Origin of the sequence: Virgisporangium ochraceum, assembly GCF_016863655.1 — a bacterium.
Taxonomy (GTDB): Bacteria; Actinomycetota; Actinomycetes; order Mycobacteriales; family Micromonosporaceae; genus Virgisporangium; species Virgisporangium ochraceum.
Window position 1 is genome coordinate 17,335 of sequence record NZ_BOPH01000131.1, and the last position, 14,972, is coordinate 32,306.

Annotated in this window: 15 protein-coding genes; 1 reads left to right on the forward strand and 14 read right to left on the reverse strand. The window is 71.2% G+C overall.

The features are described 5' to 3' along the window. Positions 1-37: 37 nt before the first annotated feature. Genes pyrF through pyrR form a run of 7 tightly spaced genes read right to left on the reverse strand, consistent with a single transcriptional unit; the run spans position 38 to position 9,009 of the window. Entirely contained in the window at positions 38-877 is an 840-nt protein-coding gene (gene pyrF / locus Voc01_RS45495) for an orotidine-5'-phosphate decarboxylase (RefSeq protein ID WP_203934002.1), read from the reverse strand. Further along, positions 874-1,857 carry a quinone-dependent dihydroorotate dehydrogenase gene (locus tag Voc01_RS45500; protein WP_203934003.1) on the reverse strand — a complete coding sequence of 328 codons (984 nt, stop codon included), beginning with the start codon at positions 1,855-1,857 and terminating at the stop codon, positions 874-876. Before Voc01_RS45500 ends, pyrF begins: the two co-directional genes overlap by 4 nt. Beyond that, positions 1,854-5,156 (reverse strand): carbamoyl-phosphate synthase large subunit, encoded by a 3,303-nt coding sequence (gene carB / locus Voc01_RS45505; RefSeq protein WP_203934004.1) that lies wholly within the window; start codon positions 5,154-5,156, stop codon positions 1,854-1,856. The genes Voc01_RS45500 and carB overlap by 4 nt, the downstream gene beginning before the upstream one ends. Continuing rightward, complete coding sequence (gene carA, locus Voc01_RS45510) at positions 5,149-6,243, reverse strand: glutamine-hydrolyzing carbamoyl-phosphate synthase small subunit (RefSeq protein WP_203934005.1); 1,095 nt, start codon at positions 6,241-6,243, stop codon at positions 5,149-5,151. The genes carB and carA overlap by 8 nt, the downstream gene beginning before the upstream one ends. Then, a complete protein-coding gene (locus Voc01_RS45515; RefSeq protein WP_203934006.1) occupies positions 6,240-7,520 on the reverse strand; it encodes a dihydroorotase in 1,281 nt (426 codons plus the stop codon). Before Voc01_RS45515 ends, carA begins: the two co-directional genes overlap by 4 nt. Continuing rightward, a complete protein-coding gene (locus Voc01_RS45520; RefSeq protein WP_203934007.1) occupies positions 7,517-8,431 on the reverse strand; it encodes an aspartate carbamoyltransferase catalytic subunit in 915 nt (304 codons plus the stop codon). Before Voc01_RS45520 ends, Voc01_RS45515 begins: the two co-directional genes overlap by 4 nt. Beyond that, on the reverse strand, positions 8,428-9,009 hold the full coding sequence (gene pyrR / locus Voc01_RS45525) for a bifunctional pyr operon transcriptional regulator/uracil phosphoribosyltransferase PyrR (protein WP_239160957.1): 582 nt from the start codon (positions 9,007-9,009) through the stop codon (positions 8,428-8,430). The genes Voc01_RS45520 and pyrR overlap by 4 nt, the downstream gene beginning before the upstream one ends. A 214-nt stretch (positions 9,010-9,223) precedes the next feature. Between pyrR and bldD the strand changes: the two genes are divergently transcribed. Continuing rightward, complete coding sequence (gene bldD / locus Voc01_RS45530) at positions 9,224-9,712, forward strand: transcriptional regulator BldD (protein WP_203934008.1); 489 nt, start codon at positions 9,224-9,226, stop codon at positions 9,710-9,712. A gap of 66 nt (positions 9,713-9,778) precedes the next feature. Here bldD and Voc01_RS45535 read toward each other — a convergent pair whose 3' ends face one another. From Voc01_RS45535 to aroC, 7 genes are all read right to left on the reverse strand, one after another. After that, on the reverse strand, positions 9,779-10,528 hold the full coding sequence (locus Voc01_RS45535) for a hypothetical protein (RefSeq protein ID WP_203934009.1): 750 nt from the start codon (positions 10,526-10,528) through the stop codon (positions 9,779-9,781). A 77-nt stretch (positions 10,529-10,605) separates the two neighbouring features. Then, positions 10,606-11,013: a transcription antitermination factor NusB gene (nusB, locus tag Voc01_RS45540; protein WP_203934017.1), complete on the reverse strand. Its 408-nt coding sequence runs from the start codon at positions 11,011-11,013 to the stop codon at positions 10,606-10,608. 80 nt (positions 11,014-11,093) lie between these two features. Further along, on the reverse strand, positions 11,094-11,651 hold the full coding sequence (gene efp / locus Voc01_RS45545; RefSeq protein ID WP_203934010.1) for an elongation factor P: 558 nt from the start codon (positions 11,649-11,651) through the stop codon (positions 11,094-11,096). A gap of 161 nt (positions 11,652-11,812) precedes the next feature. Continuing rightward, positions 11,813-12,298, reverse strand: coding sequence for a type II 3-dehydroquinate dehydratase (gene aroQ / locus Voc01_RS45550; protein ID WP_203934011.1), 486 nt, complete (start codon positions 12,296-12,298; stop codon positions 11,813-11,815). Continuing rightward, positions 12,295-13,344, reverse strand: coding sequence for a 3-dehydroquinate synthase (gene aroB / locus Voc01_RS45555; protein ID WP_203934012.1), 1,050 nt, complete (start codon positions 13,342-13,344; stop codon positions 12,295-12,297). The genes aroQ and aroB overlap by 4 nt, the downstream gene beginning before the upstream one ends. Next, positions 13,341-13,871: a shikimate kinase gene (locus Voc01_RS45560; RefSeq protein ID WP_203934013.1), complete on the reverse strand. Its 531-nt coding sequence runs from the start codon at positions 13,869-13,871 to the stop codon at positions 13,341-13,343. The genes aroB and Voc01_RS45560 overlap by 4 nt, the downstream gene beginning before the upstream one ends. After that, on the reverse strand, positions 13,868-14,971 hold the full coding sequence (aroC, locus tag Voc01_RS45565; protein ID WP_239160958.1) for a chorismate synthase: 1,104 nt from the start codon (positions 14,969-14,971) through the stop codon (positions 13,868-13,870). The genes Voc01_RS45560 and aroC overlap by 4 nt, the downstream gene beginning before the upstream one ends. Position 14,972 lies beyond the last annotated feature (1 nt).

Genomic DNA, 14,972 nt, shown 5'->3' on the forward strand with positions numbered 1-14,972 from the left:
CGGCAACGTTGGCGCGCCATGATCCTCAGGAACGAGATCACAAATTGTGACGTAGGTCGGCGACCGCCCCGTCGGCGGCGGCTCGGAGACCGTCGATCTCCGGTCCACTCGTGAGGATCTCTCGCGAGTACGCCCCGAGCACCGATGGGAGCGCCGGGCCGAAGATCGCGCGGAGGTCGCCGGGCCGTGCGCCCTGCGCTCCCAGGCCCGGCGCGAGCACCGGTCCACGCATGCCGGCGAGGTCCAGCGACGGCTCCGTAGGGTCACCGCCGATGGTCGCCCCCACGACCGCGCCGACGCTGCCCATCGGGCCGAAACCGGCATTGACCTGCGCAATCTCGGCGACAATCGTTTGCGCCACGGTGCGGCCCAACGGCGAGACCGCCCGCTGGACGGCCGCGCCCTCGGGGTTCGAGGTGCGCACGAGAACGAACACGCCGGCGCCATTGGCAAGGGCTGTGTCGATCATCGGACGCAACGAGCCGAAGCCCAGATACGGGCTCGCGGTGACCGCGTCGGCGGCCAGCGGGGACGTCGGATCGAGGTACGCGTCCGCGTACGCGGCGGCTGTGGAGCCGATATCGCCACGCTTGATGTCGAGGATCACGAGAGTCCCGGCCTGTCGCAACTGTCGGATAGTTGACTCAAGGACAGCGACGCCCGCGGAGCCATGCCGCTCGAAAAATGCCGATTGAGGCTTGATTGCGGCAACCCGCCCACTTAGGGCAGATACGACCGTTTCCGAGAAGCGCCGCAGGCCGGCGGCATCATCGGTCAGCCCCCACGCGTGGAGCAGCGACGGATGCGGGTCGATCCCGACGCACAGCGGACCGTGCTCGTCCATGGCCGCGCGCAGCCGCGCGCCGAACTCCTTCATCCCCACTCCTTCACACAGGCGCGCACGAGCGCGGGTCCCCGGTAGACCAGCCCGGTGTAGAGCTGCACCAGGCTGGCGCCCGCGTCGGCCAGCCGCCGCGCCGCGGCCGGCGAGTCGACGCCACCCACCCCGATCACCGGAATCGTGGTCTCCGAGGTGATGAACTTCACTATTTGAATCACTCGATCGTGCACGGGCGGGCCGGACAGGCCACCCTCCTGCGCCGTCGCGAGCGCCGTCTCCGAGCCGGCGACGCCGGCGCGGGACACTGTGGTGTTGGTCGCGATGATCCCGTCGACGCGGTGCTCGCCGGCCACCTCCACCAGCTCGGCCAGCGCCGGGTCGGTGAGGTCGGGGGCGACCTTCACCAGCAGCGGTTTGCCGGTGCGCTCCCGCAGGGCGCGCAGGAGGTCGCCGAGGAACGCCCGATCCTGCAGCGACCGCAGGCCGGGCGTGTTCGGCGAGCTGACGTTGACCGCGAAGTAGTCGCCGTGCCGCTCCACCAGGTCGAGCGAGCCCACGTAGTCGTCGACGGCCCCGTCCAGTGGCGTCACCTTGCTCTTGCCCAGGCTGATCCCCAGCGGGTACGGCAGCGGCCCCAGCCGCTCCAGCCGCGCGGCGAGGGCCGCGGCACCGGCGTTGTTGAAGCCCATCCGGTTGACGATCGCCCCGGTGACCGGCAGCCGGAACAGCCGCGGCCGCGGGTTGCCCGGCTGGGCGTGCAGGGTGACGGTGCCGACCTCGACGAACCCGAACCCCAGCGCCGGCCACGACCGCAGCGCGACCCCGTTCTTGTCCATGCCCGCGGCCAGCCCGACCGGGTTCGGGAACCGGATCCCGAACACGGTCGTCGGCCGGGCGGGTGCCGTCCGCCGCCGGAGCACCGGCGCGGCCGCCGAGAGCGCCCGCAGGGTCCGCTCGTGCGCCGTCTCGGCGTCGAGGCGGAACATCACCCGGCGGGCGGCCCCGTACAGGCTCACGGGGCCGGCTCGCGGAGCGCGGCGTGCAGCTCCTGCAGCGGACGCACCTGCATCTCGCCCCGGATCAGGGCCTCGATGCCCATCACCGCGGCCGCGGCGCCGGGGATCGTCGTGACGCAGGGGATGTCGGCGGCCACGGCGGCGCTGCGGATCTCGTAGCCGTCCTGACGGCCGGCGGAGCCCTGCGGCGTGTTGACCACGAGCGCGATCTCCCCGCTCGCGATCAGCCCGACGGCGTTGCGGGCGCCGCCGTGCTCGTAGTGCTTCGGCACGATCTCGCACTCCACGCCGTAGCGGCGCAGCACCTCGCCGGTACCGGTGGTCGCCACGATCGTGAACCCGAGGTCGGCCAGCCGCTTGACCGGGAAGATCATTCCGCGCTTGTCGCGGTTGGCGACGGTCACCAGGATCTTCCCGCTCGTGGGCAGCGACCCGTACGCGGCGGCCTGGCTCTTGGCGAACGCGTGCCCGAACGCCCGGTCGATGCCCATGACCTCGCCGGTGGACTTCATCTCCGGGCCGAGCAGGCTGTCGACGCCGCGGCCGGCGGGGGTGCGGAACCGCTTGAACGGCAGCACCGCCTCCTTCACCGCCAGCGGTGCCCGCGCCGACGGGGAACCCCCGTCGCCGGTGGGCGGCAGCATCCCCTCGTCCCGGAGATCCCCGATCGTGGCACCCAGCATGAGGCGCGCGGCGGCCTTGGCCAGCGGAACGGCCGTCGCCTTCGACACGAACGGCACCGTGCGCGACGCCCGCGGGTTGGCCTCCAGGACGTAGAGCGTGTCGTCCTTGAGCGCGTACTGGACGTTCAGCAGCCCCCGCACGCCGATGCCGCGCGCGATCGCCTCGGTGTACCGGCGCACCTCGGTGAGGTGCACGGCCGACAGCGTCATCGGCGGCAGCGCGCACGCCGAGTCGCCGGAGTGCACGCCGGCCTCCTCGATGTGCTCCATGACGCCGCCGAGGTAGACCTCCCCGGTGGCGTCGCAGAGCGCGTCGACGTCGATCTCGATGGCGTCGTCGAGGAAGCGGTCGACGAGCACGGGGTGCTCGGGCGAGATGTCGGTGGCCCGGCCGATGTACTCGCGCAGCACGGCGTCGTCGTAGACGATCTCCATGCCGCGCCCGCCGAGCACGTACGACGGCCGCACCAGCACCGGGTAGCCGATCTCGTCGGCGATCGCCTTCGCCTCCGGGTAGCTGGTGGCGGTGCCGTGCGCGGGGGCCCGCAGCTGCGCCGAGGCGAGCAGCTTGCCGAACGCGCCCCGGTCCTCCGCCGAGTGGATCGACTCCGGCGAGGTGCCGACCACCGGCAGGCCGGCCTTCGCCAGCCGCCGGGCCAGCCCGAGCGGCGTCTGTCCGCCGAGCTGCACGACCACCCCGACCACGCCGGGGCCGCCGGCGGACCGGCCCGAGGTGTGCTCGGCGAGGTAGACCTCGTACACGTCCTCGAACGTCAGCGGCTCGAAGTAGAGGCGGTCGGCGGTGTCGTAGTCGGTCGAGACCGTCTCCGGGTTGCAGTTGACCATGACGGTCTCGTAGCCGACCGCCCGCAGCGCCTGCACCGCGTGCACGCACGAGTAGTCGAACTCGATGCCCTGCCCGATCCGGTTCGGTCCGGACCCGAGGATCAGCACCTTGGGACGGTCGGAGGGCGCGACCTCGGTCTCCTCGTCGTACGACGAGTAGTGGTACGGCGTGGCCGCCGCGAACTCCGCCGCGCAGGTGTCGACGGTCTTGTAGACCGGGTGCAGGCCCATCCGGTGCCGCAGCGTGCGGACGCCGTCCTCGCCGGCCAGCTCGGGGCGCAGGGCGGCGACCTGCCGGTCGGAGAGGCCGGCCCGCTTGGCCCTGCGCAGCAGCGGCAGGTCGAGCACCGGCGCGTCCTCGACCTGCGCCCGCAGCTCGACCAGCCCCGCGATCTCGTCGACGAACCACGGGTCGTACCCGGACGCGGCCGCGACCTCGGCGACGGTGGCGCCGGCGCGCAGCGCCGCCTCGGCCGTGTACAGGCGACCGTCGTGCGGGGTCCGCAGCGCGGCGAGGAGGTCCCCGGACGGGTCCGGGGCGGTCCAGAACCCGGCCGCGGACGTCTCCATCGAGCGCATCGCCTTGCCGAGCGCCTCGGTGAAGTTGCGGCCCAGCGCCATCGCCTCGCCCACCGACTTCATCGTGGTGGTCAGCTCGGTGTCGGCGGCCGGGAACTTCTCGAACGCGAACCGCGGGATCTTCACCACGACGTAGTCGAGCGTCGGCTCGAAGGCCGCCGGCGTCGACAGCGTGATGTCGTTGGGGATCTCGTCGAGCGTGTAGCCGATCGCGAGCTTGGCGGCGATCTTCGCGATCGGGAAGCCGGTGGCCTTCGACGCCAGCGCCGACGACCGCGACACGCGCGGGTTCATCTCGATGACCACGAGCCGCCCGGTGGCCGGGTCGACCGCGAACTGGATGTTGCAGCCGCCGGTGTCGACGCCGACCTCGCGCAGCACCTTGATGCCGAGGTCGCGCATGGCCTGGTACTCGCGGTCGGTGAGCGTCATCGCGGGTGCGACGGTCACCGAGTCGCCGGTGTGCACGCCCATCGCGTCGACGTTCTCGATCGAGCAGACGACCACGACGTTGTCGTTGCGGTCGCGCATGAGCTCGAGCTCGTACTCCTTCCAGCCGAGCACGCTCTCCTCGATGAGCACCTCGGTCACCGGCGAGGCGGCGAGGCCGGCGCCGGCGATGCGCTCAAGGTCCCCGTCGGTGTGCGCCATGCCGGAGCCGAGCCCGCCCATGGTGAAGCTCGGCCGGATCACCACCGGCAGGCCGAGGTCTTCGACCGTCGCCCGCACTTCGTCCATGGAGTGGCAGACGCGGCTCCGCGGCACCTCTCCCCCGGCCCTGGCCACGATCTCCTTGAACAGCTGCCGGTCCTCGCCGCGGCGGATCGCGTCGATGTTCGCGCCGATCAGCTCCACGCCGTGCTTGTCGAGCACACCGGCCTCGTGCAGGGCCACCGCCGTGTTCAGCGCCGTCTGGCCGCCCAGCGTCGCGAGCAGGGCGTCGGGACGCTCGCGCGCGATCACCTGCTCGACGAACTCCGGCGTGATCGGCTCGACGTACGTGGCGTCGGCGAACTCCGGGTCCGTCATGATCGTGGCCGGGTTGGAGTTGACCAGCGACACCCGCAGCCCCTCCGCGCGCAGCACGCGGCAGGCCTGGGTGCCGGAGTAGTCGAACTCGCAGGCCTGGCCGATGACGATCGGGCCGGACCCGATGACGAGGATGTGCCTCAGGTCGGTCCGCTTAGGCACCGATCACCTCCACGAACCGGTTGAACAGGTAGTCGGCGTCGTGCGGACCCGCCGCCGCCTCCGGGTGGTACTGCACGGAGAACGCCTTCTTCTCCAGGCACCGCACGCCCTCGACGACGTTGTCGTTCAGGCAGACGTGGCTCACCTCGACCGCGCCGTAGGGCGTGTCGGCCCTTCCGTCGAGCGGCGCGTCTACCGCGAAGCCGTGGTTGTGCGCGGTGACCTCGACCTTGCCGGTGACCCGGTCGAGCACCGGCGAGTTGATCCCGTGGTGGCCGTACTTGAGCTTGTACGTGCCGAACCCGAGCGCCCGCCCGAGGATCTGGTTGCCGAAGCAGATGCCGAACAGCGGGATGCCGCGCTCCAGCACCTGCCTCGTCAGCGCGACCGCGCGGTCGGCGGTGGCCGGGTCGCCCGGACCGTTCGAGAGGAAGACGGCGTCGGCGCCGGAGGCGCTGATGTCGTCGATGGTCGCGGTCGCCGGGAGAACGTGCGTGGTGACGCCGCGCGCGGCCAACCGTCGCGGCGTGTTCCGCTTGATCCCCAGGTCGATGGCGGCGACCGTGAACCGGTGGCCGCCTTCGGCGGCGACCGTGTACGGCTCCGTCGTGGTGACCTCGCCGACGAGGTCGGAGCCCTCCATCGGCGGCTGTTCGAGCACCCGCGCCAGCAGGTCCTCGCGGCCGAGCGTGGTGGAGATGCCGACCCGCATCGCCCCGCGTTCGCGCAGGTGCCGGGTCAGCGCCCGGGTGTCGATGCCGGAGATGCCGACGATGCCCTCGTCGGCGAGCCGCTCGGCCAGGCCGCCCGTCGAGCGCCAGTTCGACGGTGACCGGGCGGGGTCGCGCACCACGTACCCGGCGACCCAGATCCGCCCGGACTCGTCGTCCTCGCCGTTGACGCCGGTGTTGCCGATGTGCGGCGCGGTCATCACGACCACCTGCCGGTGGTAGGACGGGTCGGTGAGCGTCTCCTGGTAGCCGGTCATCCCGGTGTTGAAGACCGCCTCGCCGAACGTCTCGCCCGACGCGCCGTACGTCTCACCCGTGAAGGTCCTTCCGTCTTCGAGGACCAGAAGGGCTGTCATTTCATCACCTTGCCGTCGAGCACCGTCGGTTCACCGTTGAGGAACGTCGCCACGACGCGGCCGGGCAGCGTCATCCCCGCGAACGGGGTGTTGCGGCTGCGGCTGGCCAGCGCGCCGGGGTCGACCTGCCAGCGGGCGGCCGGGTCGACCAGCGTCAGGTTGGCCGGCGCACCCGGTGCCGGGTCGACGCCGTGGTCGGCCAGGCCGGCGATGCGGGCCGGCGTGCGCGACATGCGCTCCGCGACCTCGTCCCAGGTCAGGCCGCCGACCTCGAGCACGATCGACAGGGCCGTCTCCAGGCCGAGCATGCCGGGCCGGGCGTAGGCCCACTCGCACTCCTTGTCCTCGGTGGCGTGCGGGGCGTGGTCGGTGGCGACCGCGTCGATGGTGCCGTCCTTCAACGCCTCGCGCAGGGCGAGCACGTCGGCGTCGGTGCGCAGCGGCGGGTTGACCTTGAACACCGGGTCGTACGACTCGGCCCGCACGTCGGTGAGCAGCAGGTGGTGCGGGGTCACCTCGGCGGTGATGCGGACGCCGCGCTGCTTCGCCCAGCGGATGATGTCGACGCTGCCGGCCGTGGAGACGTGGCAGATGTGCAGGCGGGCGCCCACGTGCCCGGCGAGCAACGCGTCGCGGGCGATGATCGCCTCCTCGGCGACCGCCGGCCAGCCGGTGAGCCCGAGGCGGGCCGACGTCTCGCCCTCGTGCATCAGCGCGCCGACGGTGAGCCGCGGCTCCTCGGCGTGCTGGGCGATCACCCCGTCGAACGCCTTGACGTACTCCAGCGCCCGGCGCATCAGCCGCGGGTCGGAGACGCAGTGGCCGTCGTCGGAGAAGATCCGCACGGCCGCCGCGGAGTCGGCCATCGCGCCGAGCTCGGCCAGCCGCTCCCCGGCCAGCCCGACGGTCACGGCGCCGACCGGACGCACGTCGACCAGGCCGGCCTCGCGCCCGAGCCGCCACACCTGCTCGACCACGCCGGCGGTGTCGGCGACCGGGTCGGTGTTGGCCATCGCGCACACCGCCGTATAGCCACCGAGGGCGGCGGCGCGGGACCCGGTGGCCACCGTCTCGGCGTCCTCCCGGCCCGGCTCCCGGAGATGGGTGTGGAGGTCGACGAGCCCGGGCAGCGCGACGAGGCCGTCGCCGTCGATACGTTCGACATTGACAGCGCTGCGTGCCTCGTCGCCGACCGCCGCGACGCGGCCGTCCATCAGCAGGAGGTCGGTCGGTTCCCCGTCGAGGACCCGGACGCCGGAGATCAGGTAGTTGGTCACTTCACGCTTCCCAAGAGGTGGTAGAGGACGGCCATCCGCACGGCGACACCGTTGGCGACCTGCTCGACGATCGTGGACCTGGCCGAGTCGGCCACTTCCGGCGTGATCTCCATGCCGCGGTTCATCGGACCCGGGTGCATGACGATCGCGTGGCCCGGCAGCCGGCGCATGCGCGGGCCGTCGAGCCCGTACCGGCGGGAGTACTCCCGCGCGGACGGGAAGTAGGCCTCGCCCATGCGCTCCTTCTGCACGCGCAGCATCATCACCGCGTCGGCGTCCGGAAGGACCCGGTCGAGGTCGAAGCTCACATCGGCGGGCCACGCGCCCGCGCCAACCGGCACCAGCGTCGGCGGCGCGACCAGCGTGACCTTGGCACCGAGCGTGTCGAGCAGCACGACGTTCGACCGGGCCACCCGGCTGTGCAGCACGTCGCCGACGATCACCACGTGCCGGCCGGCGATCTCGCCCAGCCGAGACCGCAGCGTGTACGCGTCGAGGAGTGCCTGCGTGGGGTGCTCGTGGGTGCCATCGCCGGCGTTGAGCACCGAGCCGGCGATCCAGGTCGCGAGCCGGTGCGGCGCGCCCGACGCCGGGTGGCGGATCACCACCGCGTCGGCGCCCATCGCCTGCAGCGTCAGCGCGGTGTCCTTGAGGCTCTCGCCCTTGGAGACGCTCGACCCCTTCGCCGAAAAGTTGATCACGTCGGCGGAGAGGCGCTTGGCGGCCGCCTCGAACGAGATCCGGGTGCGGGTGGAGTCCTCGTAGAAGAGGTTGACGACCGTGCGACCGCGCAGCGTCGGCAGCTTCTTCACGTCGCGGTCGGCCATCGCGGCCATCTCGGTGGCGGTGTCGAGGATGAGGGTCGCGGCGGTCGCGTCGAGATCGGACGCGGAGAGCAGGTGCTGGATCACGCGGTGTCACCCTTCAGCAGGACCTCGTCGCGGCCGTCGGTCTCGGCGAGCAGCACCTTCACCTGCTCGGTCTGCGCGGTCGGAATGTTCTTGCCGACGTAGTCGGCGCGGATCGGCAGCTCCCGGTGGCCGCGGTCGACCAGCACCGCGAGCTGCACGGCGCGCGGCCGGCCGAGGTCCTTCAGCGCGTCGAGCGCGGCCCGCACGGTGCGGCCGGAGTAGAGGACGTCGTCGATGAGAATGACCCGCCGACCATCGACGCCGCCGCGCGGTAACTCCGTGTGCCCGATCGCACGCGCTCCGCGAAGTCGAAGATCGTCCCGGTACAACGTGATGTCGAGCACACCGACCGGAACGTCGAGGCCTTCGAACGTCGCGATCCGCTGCGCGAGCCTCCGGGCCAGCGGAACACCGCGGGTTGGTATACCAACCAGCGCGACATCGCTGGCACCGGACGTCTTTTCGAGGATCTGATGGGCGATTCTGTCGATGATTCGACCGATATCTCCCGCTTCAAGGATCGTCTTACCCTGCGTGGCGGCATGGGCCGCGGGCACGGGCGACGCTGGGTAGCCCAAGGAGGGACCTCCTTCCCCGCCTCACCGGACGGGTCGTTAAAGGACGCCAAACGCCCGCCAGCCTAACAACCCAACCAGCCCGTCCGTACCTCGTGACCCGCCGCTTACCGATCGGTTAGGTCACACCCCTTGACCGCATGTCAGAACCCAGTTACGGTCACGCTCCGTAGCGATCGCGGGGAACCACCTCGGACCAGTCACTGGGAGTGTCCGTATGCCGTCTGAGTACGCCAAGTCCCTTGGAGCCCGGCTCCGTTCCATCCGGCAACAGCAGGGGCTGTCTCTTCAGGGCGTCGAAGAAAAATCCGCGGGACGGTGGAAGGCCGTCGTCGTCGGCTCCTACGAGCGTGGAGACCGGGCCGTCACCGTGTCCCGGCTCGCGGAGCTGGCCGAGTTCTACCGGGTGCCGGTGGCGGAGCTGCTGCCCGAGGGCAGCGGGGTCCGGCACGAGTCGGCCGGCAAGATCGTGCTCGACCTCGAGAAGCTGTACGACGTCGCCGGAGAGGCCCTCGAGTACGTGGCCCGGTACGCCCGGGCGATCCAGCAGCAGCGCGGCGACTACAACGGCCGCGTGCTCTCGATCCGCGCTGACGACCTGCGGTCGCTGGCGATCGTGTACGACGAGTCGACCTCCAGCCTGGTGGAGCGGCTCAACGAGCACGGCGTGCTGGTGACCGACCCGCGGTCTCTCTTCGCCAACTGACCGACCGCCACGGAAAAGGGCCATTCCCGGCCGGGGGATGGCCCTTTCACATGTCCGTGGGGAGGGCTACGCGTCGCCCTGTTTCTTCCAGATCACGTAGTCGACCTCCAGGGTGCGCATCTGGCCGTCGTCGCTCTTGTCGAGGTTCGCCACGGTGAGCGCGCCGAGCCTGTCGTCGCTGGTCTTGACGCAGATGGTCGCCCCCGGAAGCAGGACGCTGATGTGCGCGGTGGTGCCCCACTTCACCGAGGCGGCCGTGCACCCGGCCGGGGTCGGCGCACCGGCGGCGGCACCCGTGCCCGCCTGCGCCCGGTTCACCGCCGTGAGCCCGGTCTCGGTGACGTCGAAGTCGTACTTCTCGTTCGTGCCGAGGCCCGACGTCTTCGCCGTGTCGAGGTCGATGCCGGAGTCGTAGTACTGCATCTTGAGCTTGCCGTTCAGGTAGACGGCGTTCGTCGAGTTCACCGCCGGCGCGCTGTTCGCCGACGGGGTGCCCGCCGGCTGGCTCGCCGGTGGCGTGCCCCCGGTCGCGCCGCCGGTGGCGGGCGGAACCTGGTTGGCCTGCTGGTTCGTCTGCTCGTCACGCGGGTCGGCGGTGTTGTCACCCGGCCCGGAGTCGTTGCCGACGGCCTTGATCGCGATGATCGAGATCGCGGTGACCATGAGGAGCAGCAGCCCCATGACCCCGGCGATGACCACCGGGTGGTTCCACAGGTACCGGAAGCCGCTGGGCTGCGGCTGTGCTGGATCCAGCACCGGACCCGGTACCGGCGGCTGCCACTGCTGGTAGCCGTGCTCGTCGGTTGGCGCGTTCACGTTCCCCCGCTAACGCCGTATGAATTGACCGCGCCCGATTGTGCCGTACGCGCGCACCCCGAGGGAACCGAGGCCCGCTAAACCGCGTATTCCGCTATGCGGCCCAGGATGCCGTTCAGGAACCGCGGGGAGTCGTCCGTCGACAGGGAACGGGCGAGCTCCACCGCCTCGGTGATCGCGACCGGAGGATCGATGTCGTCGGCATAGAGCAGCTCGAACACCGCGATCCGGGCCAGGTTGCGGTCGACCACCGGCATGCGGTCGAGCGTCCAGCCCTCCGCGTAGGAGGAGATCACCTCGTCGATCCGGTCGAGGTGGGCCAGCACCCCCTCGACCAGGCGCACCGTGTACGACAGGTGCTCGGGCCGCGGCTCCGGCAGCAGCCCGATGTAGCTCTCCAGCGTGCGGCGGATCGGCTCGTCGCGCAGGTCGGCCTGGTAGAGCACGTCGAGCGCGCGCTTACGGGCCTTGCGCCGGGCCGACACGTTGCCGGCCGGCATGCTCGCGTCGGAGGTGAACCAGGTGTCCTCGTCGTGGTCGTGCTCGTCACCGACCGGTTCGGGCATTAGGAACGCCCGAGGTAACGACCGTCGCGGGTGTCGACCTTGATCTTCTCACCGGTGGTGATGAACAGCGGCACGTTGACCGTGGCACCGGTCTCGACCGTGGCCGGCTTGGTGCCGCCGGTCGACCGGTCGCCCTGCAGGCCGGGCTCGGTGTAGGTGACCTCGAGCATGACACTCGTGGCGAGCTCGACGTACAGCGGCACACCCTCGTGGGTGGCCACGATCGCCTCGGCCTCGGGCAGCAGGTACTTCGAGGCGTCACCCACCGTGGCGGCCGGCACAGGGATCTGGTCGAACGTGTCGAGGTCCATGAACACGAAGTCGTCGCCGTCGGCGTACAGGTACTGCATCGTGCGCTTGTCGACCGTGGCGGTCTCGACCTTGGTGCCGGCGTTGAAGGTCTTGTCAACGACCTTGCCGGAGAGGACGTTCTTGAGCGTGGTGCGGACGAACGCCCCGCCCTTACCTGGCTTGACGTGCTGGAACTCCACGACGGTCCACAGCGCGCCGTCGAGGTTGAGCACGAGGCCGTTCTTCAGGTCATTGGTGGTGGCCATGGGGGAATGCAGTCTCTTTCCGGCGGGAGCGAAGGAAGGCTCGATCGAGCCCGGGCAAGTGTACCGGCGTTACACGGAGAACACTCAGTCGGCCGTCCGAGCTGCGCTCGGACGGCCGCCTTCGGCGACACGCTGAGTTGATGATTCGCTCGCAAGCTCGCTCATGTGGCCTGTTCGAGGGCTTCCTGCCGGGCCTCCGCGTGGTCGACCGGCTCGATCGTCGCCCGCGCCGCCAGGAACCGCAGGGCCAGGTGGTAGCCCTCCACCCCGAGGCCGCAGATCACCCCGGTGGCGACCGCCGACACCACCGAGTGGTGCCGGAACTCCTCGCGGGCGTGGATGTTCGAGATGTGCACCTCGACCAGCGGCCACCGCAGCAACGCGCACGCGTCACGCAGCGCGTAGGAGTAGTGCGACCAGGCACCCGGGTTCAGCACCACCGCCGCACCCTCGTCGGCGGCGTCGTGCAGCCAGCCGATCATCTCGTGCTCGGCGTCGGTCTGCCGCGCCTCGACGTCGAGGCCGAGCGTCTTCCCCAGCTCGACGCAGCCGTCGACGAGGTCGGAGTACGTCGTGACCCCGTACACGTCGACCTGCCGGGTACCGAGCCGGCCCAGGTTGGGCCCGTTCAACACGTAGACCTTCATGTGGCCACCGCCTCCTCGTAGACGGCGCGCAGCTCGTCGTCTCCCGGTCCCTCGATCACCGACGGCCTGGCCAGGCCGTCGAGCACGACGAAGCGCAACCGCGCGCCGCGTGCCTTCTTGTCGACGCGCATCGCGTCGAGCAGGTCGGGCCAGGCGTCGCGGCGGTAGCCGACCGGCAGGCCCAGCGACTCGAGCACGGTGCGGTGCCGGGCCGCCGTTCCGGGGTCCAAGCGACCGGTGCGGACGCCGAGCGCCGCCGCGAACACCAGCCCGACGGACACGGCGTCGCCGTGCCGCCAGCGGTAGCCCTCGAACCGTTCGATCGCGTGACCGAGCGTGTGTCCGTAGTTGAGGATCTCGCGCAGCCCGCCCTCGCGCAGGTCCTCCCCGACGACCCGGGCCTTCACCGCGACCGCCCGCTCGACCAGCTCCTGGATGTGGTCGCCGCCGCTCTCGATGAGGTCGAGGATCACGGGGTCGGCGATGAAGCCGCACTTCACGACCTCGGCCATCCCCGCGGTGAGGTCCCGCGCCGGGAGCGTGTCGAGGGTCGCGAGGTCGCAGAGGACGGCCGCGGGCGGGTGGAACGCGCCCACCAGGTTCTTCCCGGCCGCGGTGTTGACGCCGGTCTTTCCACCCACGGCGGCGTCGACCATGCCGAGCAGGCTCGTCGGGACGTGCACCACGGCGACCCCGCGCAGCCAGCAGGCCGCGACGAACCCGGCGAGGTCGGTGACCGCTCCCCCACCGACGCCCACGACGGCGTCGGAGCGGGTGAACTTCGCCCTGCCGAGCTGCTCCCACGCCTTCTCGGCGACGGTGATCGACTTGCCGGCCTCGGCGTCGGGCACCTCGATGGGCAGCACGGCGCGGCCGCTGTCCTCGATGGCCCTCATCGCCTTCTCGGCGTGGGCCTTGAGCGGCGCGGAGAACATGACGGCGACCTGCGCGGCCTTTCCTAGCCGCGCCGGCAGTTCCGGCAGCAGGTCGCGGCCGACGAGCACCGGGTACGGGTGGTCGCCGGCGACCTCGATGGTGGTGGTCACGTCGCCTCTCTCGGCGACAAATCAGCCGTTTTCAGCTGCTTCAGGATCTCTTCCGCGAGGTCTTCCGGGGTGCGGCCGTCGGTCGCGACGGTGATCGTCGCTACCTCCGCGTAGAGGGGACGCCGCTGGTCGATGAGGTGCTTGAGCGTGGCCCGCGGGTTGATCGCGAGCAGGGGACGCCCGACGCCCAGCCCGACGCGGCCGACCGCGTCGGCGAGCCCGACCTCCAGGTACACGACCCGGTGGCCTTTCAGCAGCTCACGGGTCTCGGGGGCGAGGATGGCGCCGCCGCCCAGCGCCAGCACGCCGTCGTGTTCGTCGAGCGCCTTCGCGACGGCCGCCCGTTCGAGCGCGCGGAAGTGGTCCTCGCCCTCGTCTACGAAGATGTCGGAGATCGGCTTCCCGGCGGTGGCGACGATGTCGTCGTCGGTGTCGCGCAACGGCTTCCCGAGGCGCTCGGCCAGCAGCTGGCCGACCGTCGACTTGCCGGCACCCATCACGCCGACCAGCACGACCGCGGGACTCACCGGATGACCAGCGCGTCGAGGTACGACGTGACGTTGCGGCGGATCTCGGCGACCGAGTCGCCGCCGAACTTCTCCGTGGCGGCCTCGGCCAGCACCAGCGCCACCATCGCCTCCGCGACCACGGCCGCGGCCGGCACCGCGCACACGTCGGAGCGCTGGTTGATCGCGGTGGCCGCCTCGCCGGTGGTGATGTCGACCGTCTGCAGCGCCCGGTTGAGGCTGGAGATCGGCTTCATCGCAGCCTTCACCCGCAGCGGCTCGCCGCTGGTGATGCCGCCCTCCAGGCCACCGGCCCGGTCGGTGACCCGCTTCACGCCGTCGGCCGTCGGGATGATCTCGTCGTGCGCCTTCGAGCCGCGCGACCGGGCCTGCGTGAACGCGTCACCGATCTCGACGCCCTTGATCGCCTGGATCGACATCAACGCCGTGGCCAGCCGCGCGTCGAGCTTGCGGTCCCACTGGGTGTGGCTGCCCAGCCCCGGCGGCACCCCGTACGCGAGCACCTCGACGATGCCGCCGAGCGTGTCGGCGTCCTTCTTCGCGGCGTCGACCTCGGCGACCATCCGCGCGCTCGCCTCGGGGTCGAGGCAGCGCAGCGGGTCGGCGTCGATGCGGTCGAAGTCGTCGGGACGCGGTTGCAGCCCGGCCTTGACCGCCACGTTGCCAAGCTCGACCACGTGCGACACGATGTCGACGCCGAGGGCCTGCTTGAGCAGCGCCTTCGCCACCGCACCGACGGCCACGCGGGCGGCGGTCTCGCGGGCACTGGCCCGTTCGAGGATCGGCCGGGCGTCGGTGTGGCCGTACTTCTGCATGCCGGCGAGGTCGGCGTGCCCGGGCCGGGGCCGGGTGAGCGGCGCGTTGCGCGCCTGCTTCGCCAGCTCCTCCGGGTCGACCGGGTCGGCGGCCATCACGGTCTGCCACTTCGGCCACTCGCTGTTGCCGATGCGCACCGCGACCGGGCTGCCCAGCGTGACGCCGTGCCGCAGGCCGCCGATGACCTCGATCTCGTCCTGCTCGAAGCTCATCCGCGCGCCGCGGCCGTACCCGAGCCGCCGGCGGGCGAGATCGCGCACCAGGTCGGCGGTGGTGACCTCGATA